General features: G+C 71.4%; 17 protein-coding genes and 1 tRNA gene. 5 read left to right on the plus strand and 13 right to left on the minus strand.

Annotated features, from left to right (window positions below; all coding sequences use genetic code 11):
• Positions 1-1,034: 1,034 nt before the first annotated feature.
• The 4 genes from IFT79_RS01905 to IFT79_RS01920 form a co-directional block, all read right to left on the minus strand.
• Positions 1,035-2,378, minus strand: coding sequence for a PhoH family protein (locus IFT79_RS01905; RefSeq protein WP_342211770.1), 1,344 nt, complete (start codon positions 2,376-2,378; stop codon positions 1,035-1,037).
• A 258-nt stretch (positions 2,379-2,636) separates the two neighbouring features.
• Complete coding sequence (locus IFT79_RS01910) at positions 2,637-3,764, minus strand: aminotransferase class V-fold PLP-dependent enzyme (RefSeq protein WP_192122776.1); 1,128 nt, start codon at positions 3,762-3,764, stop codon at positions 2,637-2,639.
• A 225-nt stretch (positions 3,765-3,989) separates the two neighbouring features.
• A complete protein-coding gene (locus IFT79_RS01915; RefSeq protein WP_192122777.1) occupies positions 3,990-4,139 on the minus strand; it encodes a hypothetical protein in 150 nt (49 codons plus the stop codon).
• Positions 4,140-4,360: 221 nt separating this feature from the next.
• On the minus strand, positions 4,361-5,149 hold the full coding sequence (locus tag IFT79_RS01920; RefSeq protein WP_043597826.1) for an isoprenyl transferase: 789 nt from the start codon (positions 5,147-5,149) through the stop codon (positions 4,361-4,363).
• Positions 5,150-5,324: 175 nt separating this feature from the next.
• Here IFT79_RS01920 and trhA point away from each other — a divergent pair, with 175 nt between their 5' ends.
• Positions 5,325-6,011: a PAQR family membrane homeostasis protein TrhA gene (gene trhA, locus IFT79_RS01925; RefSeq protein WP_374058385.1), complete on the plus strand. Its 687-nt coding sequence runs from the start codon at positions 5,325-5,327 to the stop codon at positions 6,009-6,011.
• Between the two features lie 58 nt (positions 6,012-6,069).
• On the opposite strand, the gene IFT79_RS01930 is transcribed toward trhA, so the two are convergent.
• Together IFT79_RS01930 and mca are read right to left on the minus strand one after the other, a co-directional pair.
• Complete coding sequence (locus IFT79_RS01930; protein WP_056048802.1) at positions 6,070-6,444, minus strand: hypothetical protein; 375 nt, start codon at positions 6,442-6,444, stop codon at positions 6,070-6,072.
• Positions 6,441-7,331, minus strand: a complete 891-nt coding sequence (gene mca / locus IFT79_RS01935; protein WP_192122780.1) for a mycothiol conjugate amidase Mca — start codon at positions 7,329-7,331, stop codon at positions 6,441-6,443. Before mca ends, IFT79_RS01930 begins: the two co-directional genes overlap by 4 nt.
• 69 nt (positions 7,332-7,400) lie before the next feature.
• Here mca and IFT79_RS01940 point away from each other — a divergent pair, with 69 nt between their 5' ends.
• Together IFT79_RS01940 and greA are read left to right on the plus strand one after the other, a co-directional pair.
• Positions 7,401-7,823, plus strand: a complete 423-nt coding sequence (locus IFT79_RS01940; protein ID WP_043597824.1) for a DUF4307 domain-containing protein — start codon at positions 7,401-7,403, stop codon at positions 7,821-7,823.
• Between the two features lie 142 nt (positions 7,824-7,965).
• Complete coding sequence (gene greA / locus IFT79_RS01945) at positions 7,966-8,457, plus strand: transcription elongation factor GreA (RefSeq protein ID WP_192122781.1); 492 nt, start codon at positions 7,966-7,968, stop codon at positions 8,455-8,457.
• Positions 8,458-8,778: 321 nt separating this feature from the next.
• Here greA and ilvA read toward each other — a convergent pair whose 3' ends face one another.
• Positions 8,779-10,017, minus strand: a complete 1,239-nt coding sequence (gene ilvA, locus IFT79_RS01950) for a threonine ammonia-lyase (protein ID WP_056048808.1) — start codon at positions 10,015-10,017, stop codon at positions 8,779-8,781.
• Positions 10,010-11,191, minus strand: a complete 1,182-nt coding sequence (locus tag IFT79_RS01955; RefSeq protein WP_192122782.1) for an AI-2E family transporter — start codon at positions 11,189-11,191, stop codon at positions 10,010-10,012. The genes ilvA and IFT79_RS01955 overlap by 8 nt, the downstream gene beginning before the upstream one ends.
• Before the next feature lie 130 nt (positions 11,192-11,321).
• Between IFT79_RS01955 and IFT79_RS01960 the strand changes: the two genes are divergently transcribed.
• Positions 11,322-12,572, plus strand: coding sequence for a winged helix-turn-helix domain-containing protein (locus tag IFT79_RS01960; RefSeq protein ID WP_342211745.1), 1,251 nt, complete (start codon positions 11,322-11,324; stop codon positions 12,570-12,572).
• Here the strand turns inward: IFT79_RS01960 and IFT79_RS01965 are convergent.
• Both IFT79_RS01965 and IFT79_RS01970 read right to left on the minus strand, forming a co-directional pair.
• Entirely contained in the window at positions 12,569-13,474 is a 906-nt protein-coding gene (locus IFT79_RS01965; protein ID WP_056048814.1) for a M48 family metalloprotease, read from the minus strand. The genes IFT79_RS01960 and IFT79_RS01965 overlap by 4 nt on opposite strands.
• Positions 13,475-13,499: 25 nt before the next feature.
• Positions 13,500-14,081 (minus strand): LemA family protein, encoded by a 582-nt coding sequence (locus IFT79_RS01970; RefSeq protein WP_043597810.1) that lies wholly within the window; start codon positions 14,079-14,081, stop codon positions 13,500-13,502.
• 230 nt (positions 14,082-14,311) lie between these two features.
• On the opposite strand from IFT79_RS01970, the gene IFT79_RS01975 reads away from it, so the two are divergent.
• Positions 14,312-16,537, plus strand: a complete 2,226-nt coding sequence (locus IFT79_RS01975) for an Ig-like domain-containing protein (RefSeq protein ID WP_192122783.1) — start codon at positions 14,312-14,314, stop codon at positions 16,535-16,537.
• 842 nt (positions 16,538-17,379) lie between these two features.
• On the opposite strand, the gene IFT79_RS01980 is transcribed toward IFT79_RS01975, so the two are convergent.
• The 3 genes from IFT79_RS01980 to IFT79_RS01990 form a co-directional block, all read right to left on the minus strand.
• A tRNA-Leu gene (locus IFT79_RS01980) sits at positions 17,380-17,453 on the minus strand.
• Positions 17,454-17,581: 128 nt separating this feature from the next.
• A complete protein-coding gene (locus tag IFT79_RS01985) occupies positions 17,582-19,090 on the minus strand; it encodes an NAD(P)/FAD-dependent oxidoreductase (RefSeq protein ID WP_159827141.1) in 1,509 nt (502 codons plus the stop codon).
• Positions 19,091-19,129: 39 nt separating this feature from the next.
• The gene (locus IFT79_RS01990) at positions 19,130-20,377 is read right to left on the minus strand and encodes a S8 family serine peptidase (protein ID WP_056048819.1); all 1,248 of its coding nucleotides are present in this window, start codon (positions 20,375-20,377) and stop codon (positions 19,130-19,132) included.

Consider the following 20,377-nt stretch of genomic DNA (forward strand, 5'->3'; position numbering starts at 1 on the left):
ATCCGTGTTCGTCGTCATCCGGCGGACAGGGCACCGTCCCGGGGGACGGACGAGGGGGCACGCGCCCGTCGGACCGCCACAGCACCCTCGCACCGTGCCTGGCCCGAAGTCGTGAGGCTCCAGGGGGCACCACGACGCTGACGATCGGAACGGTGGTCCACATCCACGCCCCGAGCAGGGCCAAGAGCGACGCCCCGGTCAACCGGCCCCCGATGCGCACGGCCTCGTACCGTGCGTCCCCCGGCGCGAAGGTCGTGTACCACCCGCGTCGGGCTCGGTGAACGTGCCCGGATCGCACTGCTGCGGTGAGCATCCGGTCGGTGGCTCCGAGGGCGACGAGATCCCGCTTGTGGAGGACGCCGCCTGCCCTCCTGACGTGGGTCGCGATCTGCTGCATGCCGACAGGCTGACGCGACCCGCGCCTCCTCCGCGGAGCACGAGAGCCCGCCGGTGGAGAACGTCCGCGTCGCGCGAGGTGGGGCCGAGGCGTCCCTCACGGCGGCTCGTCGACCCCGCGGCTCGTCGACCCCGCGGCGCGCCCGTGCCCGTGCCCGCGCCCACGCCCGCGCCCCGCGCCCGTCCGGGCGTTCCCGACCGCGCCCCGCGCCCGTCCGGGCGTTCCCGACCATGCTGGCAAGTCCGGAGAACGCCGCCCACCGGCCTCGAGACGGCCTCGAACCGTGTCGGATTGCTGAGTTGCCGACCGGCAGGTGGTCCCTCCTGCCGGTCGAGCACGGCACGGATCGCACCGAAACGCCGACTCGTCACGGACCTCCGAGCACCACGCGACCCCGAGCACGGTCCGGTGGGCAACTCAGGAGAACGGCGACCAGGTGCGGCCCTGACTCCTCGCAGCCTGCCGATCGCCGGAGTTGCCGACACGACGCGCGGTGCCGGACACGCAGGAGGCGCGACGCCAGACCGCAGGAGGCGCGACGCCGGACACGCAGGAGGCGCGGCGCCAGAACGCAGGAGCCGCGGCGCCAGACACGCAGGAGGCGCGGGTCAGGTGACCCGCGCCTCCTGCGTCCCTGCTACACCAGGTCGTTCGACTCGAGCATCTCGGTGACGAGGGCGGCGATCGCGGACCTCTCGGAGCGGGTCAGCGTCACGTGACCGAACAGCGGGTGACCCTTGAGCGTCTCGATGACCGAGGCGACCCCGTCGTGCCGGCCGACGCGCAGATTGTCGCGCTGCGCCACGTCGTGGGTCAGCACCACCCGCGAGTTCTGGCCGATGCGACTCAGGACGGTCAGCAGCACGTTGCGCTCGAGGGACTGCGCCTCGTCGACGATCACGAAGGCGTCGTGCAACGACCGGCCCCGGATGTGCGTCAGGGGCAGGACCTCGAGGATGCCCCGCTCGACCACCTCGTCGAGGACGTTCTGAGACACGATCGCGCCCAGCGTGTCGAAGACGGCTTGCGCCCACGGGTTCATCTTCTCGCCGGCGTCGCCCGGGAGGAACCCCAGGTCTTGGCCGCCCACCGCGTAGAGCGGGCGGAACACCATGATCTTCTTGTGCTGCTGCTTCTCGAGGACGGCCTCGAGGCCGGCGCAGAGCGCGAGGGCCGATTTGCCCGTGCCGGCGCTGCCGCCCAGCGACACGATGCCCACCTCGGGGTCGAGCAGCAGGTCGATCGCGAGGCGCTGCTCGGCCGATCGACCGTGCAGCCCGAAGACGTCGCGATCGCCGCGGACGAGACGAGCCTCGCCGCGGGCGACCACGCGCCCCAGTGCCGAGCCCCGCTCCGAGTGCACGACCACCCCGGTGTTCACGGGGACGTCCGCGAGCGCACGGGCGGACATCTTCTCGGACTCGTAGAACGAGGCCATCTGGTCGCTCGAGACGTCGATCGAGGTCTGCCCGGTGTACCCGCTGTCGACGACCTGTTCGGCCCGATACTCTTCGGCGGCCAGTCCGATCGACGCGGCCTTCACCCGCAGAGGCAGATCTTTCGAGACCACCGTGACGGCCAGCCCGTCGGCGGCGAGGTTCGACGCGACGGCGAGGATGCGCGAGTCGGCGTCGTTCAACTGCAGGCCCGAGGGCAGGACCGACATGTTCGAGTGGTTGAGCTCGACCCGCAGGGAGCCCCCGTCACCCACGGCCACCGGGAAGTCGAGACGGTCGTGCTTCACGCGGAGGTCGTCGAGGAGGCGTAGGGCCTGGCGCGCGAAGTAGCCCAGCTCGGGGTCGTGACGTTTGCCCTCGAGTTCGCTGACGACGACGACTGGAAGCACCACGTCGTGCTCGGCGAAGCGGAAGAGCGCCTGCGGATCGGACAGCAACACCGAGGTGTCGAGCACGTACGTGCGTTGGGCGACCGCCTGGTCACCCCCCGTGGCTGATGCGGTGTTGCGTTCGGTTGAGGTGATGTTCGACGCGGTCACGACCACTCCGTCCTCGGGCGGCTGGGCACCCGGGTACCTTCGGCAGAGACGGCCGCGGAGCAGTTGCGAGGCGAACTTTCGTGGCCGTCTCGATCGGGCTCCTTGCCCGATGTGACGAACCTACGACGCGCCTCCGACATCCGCATCATCGACGCCACCGTGTCGTGTGACGATCAGGTGAACGACCCTCATGTGACGGTCGAGGGTGCGGCGCGCGAGCCCCACCCCGCAGGGCGGTCCCGCCTAGTAGAAGACGGTCGTGCCGAACGAGGTGAACGCACCCCGCAGCATCTCGAACGAATCGTCGCCCGTGGACACGTGCACGCTCAGCCGCACGGTCGTGTCGCGCACGGTGGCCGTGACCCCGTGGTTGATCAGTGCAGCCGTCAGCGTCGTCATCTGGTCGAGGGCGGGTTCGAGCACGACGATGCCGGCGCGCTCCGCCTCGTCGCGCGGCGAGACCACCGGCACCGCGAACTCGTCGGCGAGGTCGATCACCCGCGTGGCCCGCTCGGCCACGGCCCGCGAGACGGCGGCGACGCCCACATCGGCGAGGTCCTCCAGGGCCGTGGCGAGGCGCGCCTGGGCGATGGGGTCGGGATTCGTCAGCTGGAACGCCGCAGCACCCGGACGGGTCGGCTGCCGTCCGTGGTACGAGCCGCCGAGGGTCAGGTCGCTCCCGGCGACACCGCTGAACACCGGTGTCAGGGCCGAGAGAGCGCGGTCGCTCAGGGCCAGGAAGCCCGTCCCCCACCCGGCGCGGACCCACTTCTGACCGCCCGACGCCACGACGTCGGCCACGGCGTAGGGCGCGTCGACCACACCGAACCCCTGGATCGCGTCGACGATCAGCAACCGGTCGCCGATCACCTGGCGGATGCCCTCGAGGTCCACCAGGTACCCCGTGCGGTAGTCCACCAGGCTGACGGCCACGGCGGTGACCGAGTCGGTGAGGTGACGCTGCACCACGGCCGGCGTGACCACGTCGTGGTCGAGGTCCATCCAGACCGGCTCGAGCACGCGCAGGGCCTCGGAGGAGCGGGTCGCCGCGACGGGCATGCTCGGGTAGTCGCGCGCCGACATGAGCACCTGCCCGGTGAGACCGAACAGCGTGTGCGTGAGCCCTTCGCTCGTGTTCGGCTGGAAGACGACGTGGTCGGGTGCGAAGCCGACGAGGGACGAGATCGCCCGTCCGACGCGACCCGCTTGCTCGGTCAGGGCGATCTCGGACCCGAAACGGGCCCTCGCCTGCACCTCGACCAACGAGCGCTGCTCGTCGGCGACGGAGCTCGAGATGGGACCCCACTTCGCGAAGTCGAAGTATCCGGGCTCGTCGGTGAACCCCGAGGCGAGGTCGTCGATGGTCTTCACGGTGTTCTCCTAGGCGGCGGTGACTGGTCCACCGTAGTGCCGTCGGCGGTCCGCCGACCCGCGCCTCCTCGTCCGGTCGTCCGCGCGGGGGCGTGCGCGGCAGGCCCGCACACGGCCGGCAACTCAGGAGAACGACACACCAGAACCCCACCTGGAGGCGCGGCGCAGCCGGATTCCGGAGTCACCGACACCAGCCCCGTCACCGAGCCGGCGGCTTCTCGGGCGTCAGCTGCCGTAGCGCCGGTGCCGGAGGGCGAAGGCGAAGGCGAAGGCGAAGGCGAGCACAGCCGGCAACTCAGGAGAACGACGCACCTGCACCCCACGAGGAGGCGCGGCGCAGCCGGATTCCGTAGCCACCGACACCAGCCCGGTCACCGCGCGCACAGTCGGCAACTCAGGAGAACAACGCACCAGAACCCCCTCAGGAGGCGCGACGCAGCCGGATTCCGGAGTCACCGACACCAGCCCCGTCACCGCGCGCACAGCCGGCAACTCAGGAGAACGGCACACCAGAACCCCAGCAGGAGGCGCGGCGCAGCCGGAGTCCGGAGTTGCCGACACCAGCCCGGTCACTGAGCCGGCGACCGCACCCCGCGTCAGCTGCCGTAGCGCCGGTGCCGGAGGGCGAAGTCGCGCACGGCCCGGAGGAAGTCGACCTCGCGAAGGTCGGGGTAGAAGGCCTCGACGAAGTAGAACTCGCTGTGAGCGCTCTGCCACAGCATGAAGTCGCTCAACCGTTGCTCGCCCGACGTGCGGATCACGAGGTCGGGGTCGGGTTGGCCGCCGGTGTAGAGGTGGTCGGCGATGAGCTCAGGGGTGAGCACCTCGGCCAGGGCGTCGAGCGTGCCCCCCGCGGCATCGTGCGCCCGCACGATGCTGCGCATGGCGTCGGCGATCTCACGGCGCCCGCCGTAGCCGACGGCGAGGTTCACGTGCAGCCCCGTCTTGTCGGCGGTCCGGGCCTGGGCCTCGCGCAGGGCCGAGCAGAGCGCCGGCGGCAGGTCGTCGGTCGCGCCGACGTGCTGCACGCGCCAGTCCCGCTGACGCGAGAGCTCGTCCGCGACGTCGCCGATGATGCCGAAGAGCTCGGTCAACTCGTCGGACTGTCGGTTGCCGAGGTTGTCGGCGGAGAGGAGGTACAGCGTGACCACCTTGATGCCGAGGTCGTCGCACCAGGTGAGGAACTCGCTGATCTTCGCGGCACCCGCGCGGTGCCCGTGGGCAGCGGTCTCGAGCATGCGCTGCTTGGCCCAGCGCCGGTTGCCGTCGACGATCATGGCGACGTGGTGCGGCAGCTCTTGACCGTCGAGGCTCCGGCGGATGCGGTTCTGGTAGAGGCCGTACAGGACTCCCCTGGCGAGGGGAGAGGGACGGCGCTTTTTCACAGGGCTACGGTAGCCCACGGCCGGCCGTCCACAGAGCCGAGGATTCTCAGCCCCCCTCCTCGGGCGCTCCCCTAGGCTCGGCCCCATGAGCAGCCACACCGACGGAGATCGCGCGAGCCTCGGGGCCGACGAGGTCGACGGAGCCGACCGGGCAGACGGGTCCGACGGGGCCGACATCCCGAACCTGCCGTTGCTCGACGACGCCCTCGCCTACCCCGACATCGAGCGCAAACCGAGTTGGCGCGGCTGGATCCATGCGGCCACCTTCCCGGTCGCGATCGCGACCGGCGTGGTGCTCGTCGTCCTCGCGCAGGGCGTGGCGGCGACCTGGGCCTGCGCGGTCTTCATGACCACGTCGCTCCTGCTCTTCGGCATCTCGGCGACCTACCACCGCTTCCCGTGGAGCCCGAACGCGAAACGCTTCCTGAAGCGCCTCGACCACGCCAACATCTTCCTGCTGATCGCCGGCACCTACACGCCGATCGCGGTCATCGCCCTGCCGCCGTCGAAGGGCGTCACGCTGCTCGTGCTCGTCTGGACGGGCGCCGTGTTGGGCATCCTCTTCCGGGTGTTCTTCCTGAACGCGCCGCGGTGGTTGTACGTGCCGCTCTACGTCCTGCTGGGCGTCGGCGCCCTGGGGTTCATCGTCGACCTGCTCGACGCGAACGTCGCGATGATGGTGCTCGTGCTGGTCGGCGGCGCGCTCTACATCGCGGGTGCCGTGTTCTACGGCATCAAGAGGCCGAACCCCGTACCGGGGCACTTCGGATTCCACGAGCTGTTCCACACCATGACGGTGCTGGCGTACCTCTGCCACTGGACGGGCATCCTGCTCGTGGCCCTGGACCCGCCGACCTTCTAGCGCGAGGTCGCCCGAGCCGAGGAGGCGCGGGTCGCCACCCCGGCACCGGTCGCGTCGGTCACGAGTCGCGCTCGCGCCTCCTGCGGTCGCCGTCGTCGTCGAGGTCGCCCTCGACGGGGCGAGCCCGCCGATCGGCGTCTCCGGGGAGTTCTTCGTCGTCGAGAGCCGCGGCCGCCAGGGTCGCCTCGTCGCGCTCGGCCTGGATGCGCTCGCGCACCTCGCCTCGGTACCGGGTGCGTCGGACCCGACGGGTCATGTCGACGACGATCAGCACCGTCGCGACGGCGACGAACGCGATGGCGACGAAACCCCAGACGCCGGGCGTGACGGCCTCGTCGGGGATGGTCGACGGCGGCAGCGTCGGGTCGGGGGTCTGCGGCTGCGCCAGCAGACGGGTCGTGACCGCGACCACCGATTCGGAGAGCACGCTCATCGCTGCACCCCCACGAGGCCGGTGTCGGGGTCGACGACCCCGGCGAAGAGGTCGACCTCGGGCAGGTCGGACCCGACGTTCGACTCGACGAGCTGGAAGTCCTCGGTGGGCCAGGCGGCGACCTGGAGGTCGTGGGGCCAGAAGAAGAACGCGCTGTCGAGCGGCACCTGGCTGGCGTGCGACCGAAGGGCGGCGTCGCGCACGGGGAAGAAGTCGGAGACCGGCACGCGGGTCGTGGCCAGGTCGGGCCGGTCGCTGAAACGGGCCAGCATCTCGGTCAACGACTCGATGAGGGGCGACTCGGGGTCGCTCTCGCGCAGGTGCGTGATCATCGCGCCGATGCGTCCGGCACTGAACATGCGGTCGTAGTAGACCTTGTCGATCTGCCACGCGTCGCCGGTCGCCGGGTAGCGCTCGGGGTCGGAGGCGTCGCGGTAGGCCGCCATCGAGATCTCGTGCGTGCGGATGTGGTCGGGGTGGGGGTACCCGCCGTTCTCGTCGTAGGTCACCAGCACCTGCGGCTTGAACCGACGGATGATCGCGACGAGCGGCTCGGCGCTGATCTCGAGCGGGATGGTGGAGAACGAGTTGACCGCGACCGACTCGCCCTCGGCCGGCAGGCCCGAATCGGCGTAGCCCAGCCACAGGTGGTCGATGCCCATCGCCGCCTGGGCGGCCGCCATCTCGTGCACGCGCAGGCCCGCGATGTCACGCTCGGCGTGAGCTCGGGCCTCGAGCTGCTCGTTGAGGATCGACCCCTGCTCGCCGCCTGTGCAGCTGACGACGAGGACGTCGACGCCGAGGCTGCGGTAGTAGGCGTAGGTCGCCGAGCCCTTGCTGGACTCGTCGTCGGGGTGGGCGTGGACCGCCAGCAGGCGCAGGGTCAATTCTTCCTCGCAATGTGTGCCGGGCAGACGTTGCTACCCTGGGGACAGCTTAATCGGACGGAGATCCGCGTGACGTCCACGCCCCGTGTCACCTCGCCCTCGTCGCGCCTCGACGCACGGTACGGGCGTTCGCCGCGGGGTCGGCGCAGGCGCCTCGTCGTGGGCCTGTCCGTCGCCGTCGCCTTCGTCGTCGTCTTCGCGGCGTGGGTCGTCTTCGCCGCCTTCGACGGGACCTCGTCCCAGCTCGAATCCGCCGACGTGGGCTACCAGGTCACCTCCGACCGAGCCGTCGAGGTCCAGTACACGGTCACCGCGGACACGGGCGAGGCGGTCGACTGTGCGGTCGAAGCCCAGAACAGCGGCTTCGCGGTCGTCGGCTGGAAGATCGTGCACCTGCCCGCCTCCGAGCGGCGTTCGGTGACCTACACGACCTCGCTCGCGACGTCGGAACGGGCGGTCACGGGCTTGATCTACCGGTGCTGGCTTCCCTAGACTGCTCGGAATCGCACGACGAGACCGGCCACTCGGCCGGTCTCCTTTTTTCGGTGGGCGACCTCGCCCCGGCTCCCGGCACCGCGCCTCCTCGGCTCGAGTCGCCCGACCGGGTTCGGCCGCCGCACGAAACGGAGACACCATGAGCACTGACAACGAGACCACCTGGCTCACGACGGACGCCCGCGACCGTCTGCAGGCCGAGCTCGACACCCTCAGCGGCGAGGGACGTCGCGAGATCGCGTCACGCATCGAGGCGGCCCGCGAAGAGGGCGACCTGAAGGAGAACGGCGGCTACCACGCCGCCAAGGACGAGCAGGGCAAGATGGAGGCGCGCATCCGCACGCTGATCAACCTGCTGAAGCACGCGACGGTCGGTGACTCGACGGCCGCCGACGGCATCGTCGGCCCCGGCACCGTCGTCACGGCGACCATCGCCGGCGACAAGAGCACCTTCCTGCTCGGCAACCGCGAGATCATCGCCGCCGGCAGCGACCTCTCGGTCTACAGCGAGACCAGCCCGCTCGGCCAGGCCATCAACGGGCTGAAGGTCGGCACGACGACCAGCTACACCGCCCCGAACGGCAAGGACATCTCGGTGTCGATCACGAACGTCGAGACCTACCAGCCGTAGGTCCGACGCCGAAGGCCCCCGCTCGAACGGAGCGGGGGCCTTCGTCGTCCCGGCCGCGGGGGCCCGGACCCTCGACGGGGGTGTCGGCAACTCCGGAATGCGGCGTCGTCCGCGGCAGTCCTGCGCCCGCGGGCGGCCGTTCTCCTGAGTTGCCGACGGGGACGCGGTGCCGTCAGGAGGCGCGGGCGCGGTCGGGACGCGCAGACCCGGTCAGGAGGCGCGGGCCACCGTCAGGAGGCGCGGACACGGTCAGGACGCGCAGACCTGGTCAGGAGGCACGGCCACGGTCAGGAGGCGCGGGGCACGTCTCGCGGAGTCGGCTCAGAAGTCGACGTTGGGCTCGTACCCGGCGTCGCGGAGCCGTTGCAGGACCTCTTCGACGTGGTCCGGCCCGCGCGTCTCGACGCTGAGCTCGAGTTCGACCTCGCTGATCTGGAGCCCGCGACCGTGGCGGGTGTGCAGCACCTCGACCACGTTCGCGTTGGCGTCGGACAGCACCTCGCTGACGCGGGTCAGCTGGCCGGGGCGGTCGGGCATGCCGATGCGCAGCTTGACGTAGCGGGCGGCGGCCGCGAGGCCGCGACCGATCACGCGCTCCATCATCAGCGGGTCGATGTTGCCGCCGCTGAGGATCACCACGGTCGTGCCGAGGTCACGCACCTGCTCGGTGAGGATCGCGGCGATGCCCACGGCACCCGCGGCCTCGACGACGAGCTTCGCGCGCTCGAGCAGCACGAGCATCGCCCGGGCCGTGTCGTCGTCGCTGACCGTGACGATCTCGTCGACCGTGTCGCGGATGATCTCGAAGTTGAGCACGCCGGGTTTCGCCACGGCGATGCCGTCGGCGATCGTGGGCTGGGCGTCGATGTCGGTCCGCACGCCGAGTTTCATCGAGACGGCGTACGGGGCGGCGTTGGCCGCCTGCACGCCGATGATGCGGACGTCGCGCCCGGTGCGTGCCGCGCTCTGCTTCAGGGCGCTGGCGACGCCGGCCGCCAGCCCACCTCCGCCAACGGGCACGATCACGGTGTCGACGTCGGGCACCTGTTCGAGGATCTCGAGCCCCAGCGTGCCCTGGCCCGCCACGACGTCGGCGTGGTCGAACGGGGGAATGAAGACGGCGCCGGTCGTGTCGGCGAACTCTTGTGCGGCTCGCAGCGACTGCTCGACCGTGTGCCCCCGGAGGACGACGTCGGCGCCGTAGTGCCGGGTCGCCTGCAACTTGGGCAGGGCCACGCCGACGGGCATGAAGATCGTGGCCACGATGCCGAGTTCACGGGCCGCCAGGGCGACACCCTGAGCGTGGTTGCCGGCCGACGCGGCGACGACCCCGCGCGCCTTCTCGTCGTCGCTCAGCTGGGTCAGGCGGTTGTAGGCGCCTCGGATCTTGTACGACCCGGTGCGCTGCAGGTTCTCGCACTTGAGGTGCACCCGCGAACCGAGCACCTCGGCGAGGTACTGCGAGGTCTCCATCGGGGTGACGCGGACGACCTGCGAGACGCGGTCGCGCGCCTCCTCGATCTCGACGAGGGTGGGACCGGCCAGGGTGCGTTCAGACATCGGTGAGGCCTCCGGGCTGCGTGACGTCGTGCTCGACGGGTCGCGGCTTCTCTCGCCACGTACCCCTCGCGACGTAGGTGATCATGACGTTCAGCACGGCCACGAACGGGACCGCGAAGAGGGCGCCGGGGATCCCGGCGACCAGGGTGCCGGCCGCGACGGCGAAGACGACGGCCAACGGGTGCACCTTGACGGCACTGCCCATGACGAACGGCTGCAACAGGTGCCCCTCGATCTGCTGCACGAGGATCACCACGGCGAGCATGAGCAGGGCCACGACCCAGCCGTTGTAGACGAGGGCGATGACGACGGCGACGGCTCCGGTCGCGACGGCGCCCACGACGGGCACGAACGACCCGAGGAAGACCGCGATGGCGATCGGTGCCACCAGGGGCAGGCCGAGGAAGAGCGCCCCCAACCCGATGCCCACGGCGTCGACGAACGCGACGAAGATCTGCACCTTGACGAAGTTGGTCAGGGTGAGCCAGCCCGCGCGGCCCGCCCCGTCGATCGCCGGGTGCGAGGCCCGGGGGAAGAGCCGGACGACCCACCGCCAGATCTCGGCCCCGCCGACGAGCACGAAGATCGTCGCGAAGAGCCCCAGCACGAGCCCGGCAGCGACGTGACCCGCGGTCGACCCGACCGAGAGCGCACCGCGCACGAGCGGCTGACTGTCTTGCTGGACGGCCGCCACCGCGTCGGACACGTACCCGTTGATCTGCGCCTCGGTGAGGTGCAACGGCGAGGTGAGCAGGAAGTCCTTGAAGTCGCCGTAGGAGGCGATCGAGCGATCACGCAACGAGGGCCAGCCGTCGACGATCTGGAGGACGACCAGGACGACGAGGCCCGAGACCACGACGAGGAACCCCACCAGGACGGACACGACCGCCAACCACTTGGGCCAGCGGTGCCGCTGCAGCCACCCCGAGAGCGGGACGAGCAGCGCAGAGATCAGCAGGGCCACCAAGAAGGGGATGACGATGACCCGCAGCTGGGTGATCGACCAGATGACGACGCCGGCCACGGCCACGATCACCAGGATGCGCCAGGACCAGGCCCCGGCGATGACCATGCCCCGCGGCACCGACGGATCGGCGACGACACCGGCCGCGCGACCGGTCGTGACGTCGCCCTGCACCTCGTCGCCGCGCGTGGGGCGGTTCCGCCAGATCATCGCGTCAGTTTATGGCCCTGCGGGGCCGGTCACCTACCCCTCCACATGCCGGTGCACGCATGTGTCGACGAGGACCAGGCGACACCGGGAGGCGCGGCGCGCGTCGGTGGCCGTCGCTACAGTCGTCCGCGTGCCCCGTCAGCAGCTCTCCCCCGCCCAGGCCCGTCGCGTCGCCTTGGCGGCGCAGGGCTTCGGGAGGCCCGTCGACGGCCCTGCCCGCCCGGGGACGCGGCAGCTGAACGGCCTCGTCGATCGCCTCGGCCTGCTGCAGATCGACTCGGTGAACGTGTTCGAGCGCAGCCACTACCTGCCCGCGTTCGCACGACTGGGCGCGTACGACCGCGCGACCCTCGACCGCCTCACCTTCGCTCCCCGTGGGCGGTACGTCGAGTACTGGGCCCACGAGGCCGCCATCGTCCCGGTGTCGACCTGGCCCCTGTTGCGGTGGCGCATGCGCGACTACGACGCGAAATGGCGGGGGGACGCCTCCTCGTGGCTGTCGACGAGTCCGCGCATGGAACGCTGGCTGCTCGACGAGATCCGCGACAAGGGGCCGCTGCCGGCCAGCCTGGTCGAGGCCGACGCCGCCCTCTTCCCCCAGCCCGACCGGACGGGCCCGTGGTGGGGGTGGGGTGACGTGAAGCGCGGCCTCGAGTCGCTGTTCCGCACGGGCGCCCTGGTCAGTGCCGGTCGCCGTCGGTTCGAGCGCGTCTACGCGCTGCCCGAACAGGTGCTGTCGGCCGAGGTCCTGGCCGTCGACGTCGACCGTCACGAGGCCCACCGGCGCCTCGTCGCCCACGCGGCCCGCGCCTCCGGGGTCGCGACGGCCGCCGACCTCGCCGACTACTTCCGCCTCAAGGCCGCCGACGTCGTACCCGCCCTGCGCGAGCTCCACGACGACGGTGTCGTCGAACCCGTGGACGTGGCGGGTTGGGGTGCGACCGCGTGGCTGCACCGTGACGCCCGCGTACCCCGTCGGCTCGAGGCCGACGCCGTGCTGTCACCGTTCGACCCCGTCGTCTGGCACCGGCCCCGGGCGGAACGCCTCTTCGACTTCCGCTACCGCATCGAGATCTACACCCCGCGCGAGAAACGCGTGCACGGCTACTACGTCCTCCCCGTCCTGCAGGACGACCAGCTGGTGGGGCGGGTCGACCTCAAGAGCGATCGTCAGGCGGGCGTCCTGCGGGTGCAGGCGGCATGGCTTGAGCGCGACCTCCCCGTCGACGTCGAGCGGCTCGTGACGACGCTGCGCCGGGCGGCCGCCTGGCAGGGACTGGACGCCGTCGAGGTGGCCGATCGGGGCGACCTGGCGGGCCGACTCCGCACGGTGCTGACCGGCCGGGCCGACGCGGCCGGCCCGGCCGACCCCCTCGGTTAGAAGGTCCCGGCGTTCTGTCGCAGCCGCTGGATGCGATCGGCGAGCGGAGGGTGCGTGCTGAAGAGTCGGTCCATCACGCCGGGCTTCATCGGATCGCTGATCCAGAGGTGCGACATCGAGGTGTTCTGCTGCCGCATGGGCCGCCCCTGGGCACCGAGCTTCTCGAGGGCTCGGGCGAGACCCTCGGGGTACCGCGTCGTCAACGCCCCGGTGGCATCGGCGAGGTACTCGCGCTGACGCGAGACGGCCGCCTGGACACCTGCTGCGGCGAGAGGGGCGATGATCATGGCCACCAGACCGAGCACCAGGAAGACGGGGTTCCCGCCGCCCCCACCGTTGTTGTTCGAGTTGCGGTTCCCCCCTGACAACGCGCTGAAGAACGACATGCGCAACAGGATGTCGGCCAGGAAGCCCACGGCCACGACGAGGCCGAACACCATGGTCGACACACGGATGTCGTAGTTCTTCACGTGACCGAGCTCGTGAGCCATGACGCCCTGGAGCTCGCTGTCGTCCATGATCTCGAGCAGGCCGGTCGTGGCGGCGACCACGGCGTGTTCCGGGTCGCGGCCCGTGGCGAAGGCGTTGGGGGCCGGATCGACCACGACGTAGACCTTGGGCATCGGCATGCCCATCGTGATGCTGAGGTTCTCGACCGTGCGGTACAACCGCGGAGCCGTCACACCGTCGACCTGCTGGGCGTTGCTCATCGAGAGCGCCTGCCCGCTGGCCGCGAAGTACTGGATCACGGCGTACACCGCGGCACCACCGAGAACCAGGAAACCGATCGACCCGTTGTTCCAGATGGCGCTCGCGGCGAACCCGAGGGCCCCGACGATCACCAGGAAGATCAGGACGATGAAGACGGTGTTGCGCTTGTTGCGCGAGATCGCGGAGTACACGGTGTCGAGGACGACTCGGGCTGGATCAGAACTGGACGCGCGGCGGTTCGGCGATCGCCGACGGCTCGGAGACCTCGAAGAAGTCCCGCTCGCTGAAGCCGAGCCGCTTCGCGAAGAGGGAGTTGGGGAAGACGCGGTTCTTGGTGTTGAACTCGCGGACGCCGCCGTTGTAGAAGCGGCGCGCGGCTTGGATCTTGTCCTCGGTGTCGACCAGCTCGGACTGCAACTGCAGGAAGTTCTGGCTCGCCTGGAGCTGCGGGTAGGCCTCGGCCACGGCGAAGATGCTCTTCAGGGCGGTCTGCATGTGCCCTTCGGCAGCCGACGCCTCGGCCGGTGTGCCCGCTCCGATGGTCTCGGCACGGGCCGCCGTCACGTTCTGGAAGACGGACGATTCGTGCGAGGCGTATCCCTTGACCGCCTCGATGATGTTGGGGATCAGGTCGGCCCGGCGTTTGAGCTGGATCGTGATGTCGCTCCACGCCTCGTCGACGCGCACCTTCAGGGTCACCAACGAGTTGTAGGTGGCCCAGAGGTAGATGCCGATGATGACCGCGAGCAGGACGATGATCCCTGCTGCTACCAAGATGCCGATCGTGGCCGGTTGCATGACGTGTCACTCCTAGGTGGTGGACCGATGACGGCGGGCGCCGGATGGTCGCCCGCGACCGGGGTCGGGTCGTCGGGAGTCCGTTGGACACTATAAATGCGCTGCATGTGGGGTCCCTGCCCGTCGGGTGATCTCGAAGCAGACTCCCGAGGAGGGCCCGACCGGGCATCTCCCCCGCACGACTCCCCCGCACAACGGATTGACTTGTACCCCGCGAACGTGCTGAATGGGTGACAGTGTTCGAGCCGCCGACCCTGCGTCCCCCGCGTCCGTCGACCCCCGTCGACGGACGGCTCGTGGTCGAGTCGCGACACGGACGACGTGTCGCCTCGACCCTCGCGACGGTCGTGCTGGGTCTCTCGCTCGCCCTGACGGGCGGAGTCGGCGCGCTCGCCGCGGGCAGCCCGTCGGGTACTCCCGCACCCGGCCCGTCGCTCGGCCAGTCCCCTCCCGGTCCGGTCGCACCCACGATCGGCGACGTCGGAGACCGGGACGTGAACGCCGTCGTGGTCGGCGGGACCGGCACGCCCGGAGCCACCGTGAGGGTGCTCGACCCCCGCGTCCCCAGTCGAGCCCTCTGCGAGGTCATCCTGCCCACCGGTGACCCGGCCGGCGTCCCCTGGTCGTGCCCGGTGACGCTGGAGGACGGTGCCGACCAGACCCTCACGGTCCGAGACGTGACGAATGCCGCCGTGGTCGACGACGCCGTCAGCGCTCCGTTCTCGGTGCTCGGCCCGCCCACGGTCCAGGGAGGACCCGCCGTCGGTGGCAAGGTCGCGGGCACCGCTTTCCCCGGTGCCCGCATCACCGTCGGCGGGGGCGCGGCACCGGTCTCGGCGACGGCCGACGACGCCGGGGCCTGGTCGGCCGTGCTCCCGTCGGCGACCTGGCCGACCGGCCGGTACACGGTCACGGCGTCCCAGTCCTCGGACTCCGTTCCCGCCGTGCCCCGGTCCTCGACCTCCACCGGCGTCACCGTCACGATCGACCGCGACCCACCCGCCCCGCCGGCCGTGCTCTCGCCCCGGGCCGGCGAACGGGTCGCCTCGCAACCGCTCACCTTCTCGGGGACGGGAGAAGACGGCGCGACCGTCACCGCCTACGTCGACAGCACCCCCGCCTGCCAGGCCACGGTCTCCGGCGGCGCATGGGCCTGCACGTCGTCCGATGCCGCCCTCGCCGATGGCGAGCACGTGGTCCAGGCCGCCCAGATCGACCCGTCGGTGAACGTCGGGCCGCCCAGCGCGGGCATCTCGATCACGGTGACGTCGTCGGCCGCGCAGCCCGCGCCTCCTTCGTCCTCGGCCGCTCCGGCACCGACGGCGGCGCCCGGCGCGTCCGGGGGCGCCGTCCCCTCCGAGCCGTCTGCCGGGGCGCCCGGAGCCCCGGGGCCCGGTGACGGGCCGGGAGGCGCTCCCGGTGGCGTCGGCGAGGTACCACCCGAAGCCTCCACACCGACGGCGGACTCCTGGGCGGCCGCGACGACGTTCGGTCGCGACCTGCCGTCCCTCGGCCGGACGATGACCGGGTCGGGATGGTTGATCGCTCTCGGCCTCGCAGCCGCGTTCGTGCTGCTCGTCGTCGCCCCGGCACGTCTGCTGGCCACGGCGATGCGAGGTCGCCTCGCGCCGCGCGCCCCGCGGCTCACCGGCCGGAACCGTCGTCGGGAACTCCCGACCTCGTTCTCGACCGCCACACTCGACCCGCGCCTCGCCGCCGTGCTGACCATCGCGGCCGGAGCCGCCGTGGTCGGGCTGGCGGCCGGCCTCGACGACGAGGTCCGCTACGCACGCCTGTTCGCCGGGATCGTCGTCGGAGTCGCCCTGGTCAACGTGCTCGCGGTCGTCGTCCCCACCCTGGTGATGGGGCGTTCCCCGGACCGCGAGACGCGCATCCGCATGTCACCGCGCCTCCTCCTCGTCGCCGTCGTCGCCTGCGCGGTGACGCGGTCGCTCGGCCTGGACCCGCCCCTCGTGCTCGGGGTGGTGCTCGTCGGGAACCTCGCCGCAGCGCCCCGGTCGGAGGCGCACCACGGCCGGACCGGCGAGGTGGGCGATCGCGACGCAGGGCTGCTCGCGCTCCTCCAGGTCGCCGCCCTGGTGGTCGTGTCGGCCGGAGCCTGGGCCGTCCACGGCGCCCTCCCCGCCACCGGTGGGTTCATCACCGAGCTGGCCCTCGAGACGAGCGCGACGGTCTGCCTGACCGGGCTCGGATCGCTCGTGCTCGCGCTCGTGCCGGTGGGCTCCCTGCCGGGTCGACGCCTCTGGGCCTGGTCGCGCCCGCTGCACGTGGCGCTCACGGTCGTCGGCGTCACGGCGGCCGCCGCCGTGCTCACGGGCGGCTCGTCGTCCTTCCCGATCGGAGGCGCGGTCGTGGCCGCCGCCGTGACCGCGGGCCTCTGCGTCGCGGCCTGGCTCTGGACGTCGTTCGTCGAGATCGACACCGACGACGCCTGACCTGACGCGCCTCCGTCGCCGGCCGTCCCGACTGCGGTCCACGCGACGGCGGTCGGGGCGGCGGCGGGCGGGGCGGCGGATGTCACGCGGACGGCTGCCAGGCCGTCGGGCTGCCGGTGGTCCCGGTCTCGCCGCATTGCCTGCCGCAGTCGGCGTCGTCGGCGTCGTCGCCGTCGGCAACTCAGGAAATCAACGCACGAACGGACGGAAACGGCCTGCCGATCCTCTGATCTCCTGAGTTGTCAACGTAGGGCAGGGCAGGGCTAGGCAGGGCAGACGGAGCAGGGCAGGGACAGGGCGGAGCGGGGCAGGGCAGACGGAGCGGAACACGCGGGCGGACGGCGCGCGACAGGGGCCGAGGCGATGCGGCCATACGGCGGACGCGACCGCCGGCCGGACGCGTGAAGTCGGCAACTCAGGAGAACGACGCCGGAACGCGCGCGACGTGCCCCGGAGCACGCCGATCTCCTGAGTTGCCGACGATGCTCGCGCGGTGCGGGCAACCGGGCGGCCGGGCGCTCTGGCTGGCAGAGCTGGCGGGGCTACGGGGTGGGAGCGGACGAGCGGGCGCGCGGGCTGGGGCCTACGCGAGAGCAGGAGGCGCGGGCAAGAGCTGGAGGCGCGGGCGAGGGCGAGGGGCCTAGGCGCGAGCAGGAGGCGGGGGCGAGAGCAGGAGGCGCGGGCGAGGGGGCGGGGCCTACGCGAGAGCAGGAGGCGCGGCGGGGTCGACAGCGAGGCGCTTGCGTTCCGCAGGGGCCCGGCCGCGATCAGCACCGAGCGCCGGGGCAGATGCCACCTCGCCACCTCGGGCGGCACGTGACCTGGCAGGGAGGGGCGGCACGTGCCCCCGCAGGGACTCGAACCCTGACTGAAGCGATTTTAAGTCGCCTGCCTCTGCCGATTGGGCTACGGGGGCCCGAGCGACCAGCCTACGAGACGCGGACGCCCGCCACGCTGCAGGCAGCGGGCGGGCGTCTCGGACGTGCTCGAGGGTCACTCGGAGGCGGGCACCTCGTCGGTCACCGCGGTCTCGCCGGTGATCTCCTACTTGGCGGCGGGCTTTCGCGCGGGCGCCTTGCGAGGAGCACCGGTCGCTGCCTCGCCGACCTCGGCCGTGCCCTTCTTGGCCGTCCCGTCGTCCTCGACCGGGTTCGCATACGCAGGCCCCGCCTCGCCGGCGGGCTGGCCGGCACCGACGGATGCGGGCGCGGGAGCCTCGGCGGGCGTTTCGACGGCCGCCTTGGGACGCGAGGCGAACTCTTCGAAGGCCGCCCGGGGACGCTCACGGTTGTCGAGCGAGACGATGTCGCGTCCCAACCAGAAGTTGTTCCACCAACCGCCGACGACGCGGAACTTGCGCTCGAAGGAGGGCATCGCCATGCCGTGGTACCCGCGGTGGGCGGCCCAGGCCGGGAAGCCCTTCATGGCGAACTTGCCGCTCTGGAAGACGCCGACGTTCAGCCCCAGGCCGGCGACGGCTCCGAGGTTCTCGTGCTTGTAGTCGACGAGTCCTTCTCCGCGGAGCGAGGCGACGATGTTCTTCGCGAGACGCTTGCCCATGCGGACGGCGTGCTGGGCGTTCGGCACGCAGAAGCCGCCCACGCCCTTCCCGGTGAGGTCGGGGGTGGCGGCGACGTCACCACAGGCCCAGGCGTCGGGGACGACGGTCTCACCGTCGACGATGCGAAGGTCGGCCTTGACGGTGATGCGTCCGCGCTGTTCGAGCGGGAAGTCGGTGCCGCGGACCATCGGGTTGGCCATGACGCCGGCCGTCCAGACGATGAGGTCGGACTCGAACGACTCGCCCGTGGACAGTTCGATCTTCCCGCCGACCGCCGACTGCAGCTGCGTGTCGAGGTGGACCGTCGCGGCGCGTTCGGCGAGGTTCTTGAGCACCCAGTGGCTCGTCTCGAGCGAGACCTCGGGCATGATGCGACCCATCGCCTCGACGAGGTGGAAGTGCGTGTCGTCGATGGTGAGGTCGGGGTAGTTCTTGAGCAGGTCGCTGGCGAAGCTGCGCAGCTCGGCGAAGACCTCGATGCCGGCGAAGCCACCGCCGACCACGACGACCGTGAGCAGGCGGTCGCGCTCGGGACCGGCCGGCAGGTTGGCGGCCTTCTGGAAGTTCGTGAGCACCTTGTCGCGGATCGCGGCGGCCTCTTCGATGGTCTTGAGGCCGATGGCCTCGTCGGCGACGCCCGGGATCGGGAAGGTGCGGGACACGGCGCCGGCCGTCATGACGATCTGGTCGTACTGCATCGTCCACGCGTCGCCCACCTCGGGCGTGATCGTGGCGGTCTTCGAGGCGTGGTCCACGCCGGTGACCTTGGCCGTGACGACGTTCGTCTTCTTGAGGTGGCGGCGGAGGGCGACGACCGCGTGGCGCGGCTCGATCGACCCGGCGGCGACCTCGGGCAGGAACGGCTGGTACGTCATGTAGGGCAGCGGGTCGACGATCGTGACCTCGGCCTCACCCGCGCGCAACCACTTCTCGAGCTTCCAGGCAGTGTAGAAACCGGCGTAGCCGCCGCCGACGATCAGGATTTTGGGCACGGCGAATGTCTCCTTGAGGTGGGGGTGTCGCAGACGACCTTACCCCGAGCGCCGCGCACGCCTGAACTGGCGGACCGCCCCGACGGCGACGAGGACGGCCGCTCCCCCGAAGACCGTGAGGACGATCAACGGGATGCCCGTCGACCTCATGGTCTCGACCGTGGGCAGCAGGACCGCCAACGGCTGACCCGGATCGGTCACCGGTGTCGGCACGGGGGCCTCGACGGTCGGGTTCGTCGCCTGCGCCGACGGCGCCGGCACGTCCGCCCGCCGGTGCACCCGGATCCACTCGGCCAGGTCGCCCATGGGGTTCTCGGCGACCGTCGGCACCGAGGCCGTGACGGCCGCGGCCGCGTCGACGAGGCCGTGCCCGTACAGCGGGTCGGGTGTCGTGGCGCCCTTCGGCGTGGCCGTCGCGACGACGCGGTTGATGACGTCGTCGGCGTCGAGCTCGGGATGGGCACTGCGCACGAGGGCGACGATGCCCGCCACGAGGGGCGTGGCACCGCTCGTGCCGCTCCAGCTGTAGTGGACGTCACCGGGACCGACACCCACGAGGTCCTCGCTCGGGGCGGCCACACCGATCGTGATGCCCTGGCTCGACGCGTCGAAGCTCGCCGTGCCCTGGCGATCCACGCCGGCGACGGTGAGGACGCCCGGCATGGTCGCGGGCGCGCCGACCTCGGTCGTGCCGCTGCCGCGGTTGCCGGCCGCCGCGACGACGACGACGTCGTGCTGCATGGCGTAGAGGAAGGCGTCGTCCCAGCTGGTCGGCCAGTCGAGCGTGTTGCGGGTCAGGGACATGTTGATGACGTCCGCCCCTGCGTCGACCGCCCAGCGCACCGCCCGGGCGATCTGGTCGTCGGAGTCCACCGCCGACGAGCCGAAGCCCACCGACACCGAGAGCAGGTCGGCCTCGGGCGCGACGCCGATCACGCCGTCGCCGGACCCGGTGCCACGGCCGGCGACCATCGATCCGACCAGCGTGCCGTGGTTCGGGTCGTCGCCGACGGGCGTCTGACCGTCGGCCGAGCCGAGCCCCGACACGTCGGTGCCGCCGACGACGACGCCCTGGAGTTCACGCACCGACGAATCGACGCCGGTGTCGATCACGGCCACGGTCGTCCCCGCCCCCCGTGTGGTCTGCCACGCCCGCTGGATGCCGTAGTCGGCGAGCCAGTACTCGGCATCGCGGACCTGGTCGGCCGATGCGGCCGACGCCGGCACGACGGCAGCGACGAGGGCCCCCAGCACGATCGCCACCACGAACCCCCCGGAACGGCGCAC

The sequence above is a fragment of the Frigoribacterium sp. CFBP 8759 genome (genome assembly GCF_014841655.1).
Taxonomy (GTDB): domain Bacteria; phylum Actinomycetota; class Actinomycetes; order Actinomycetales; family Microbacteriaceae; genus Frigoribacterium.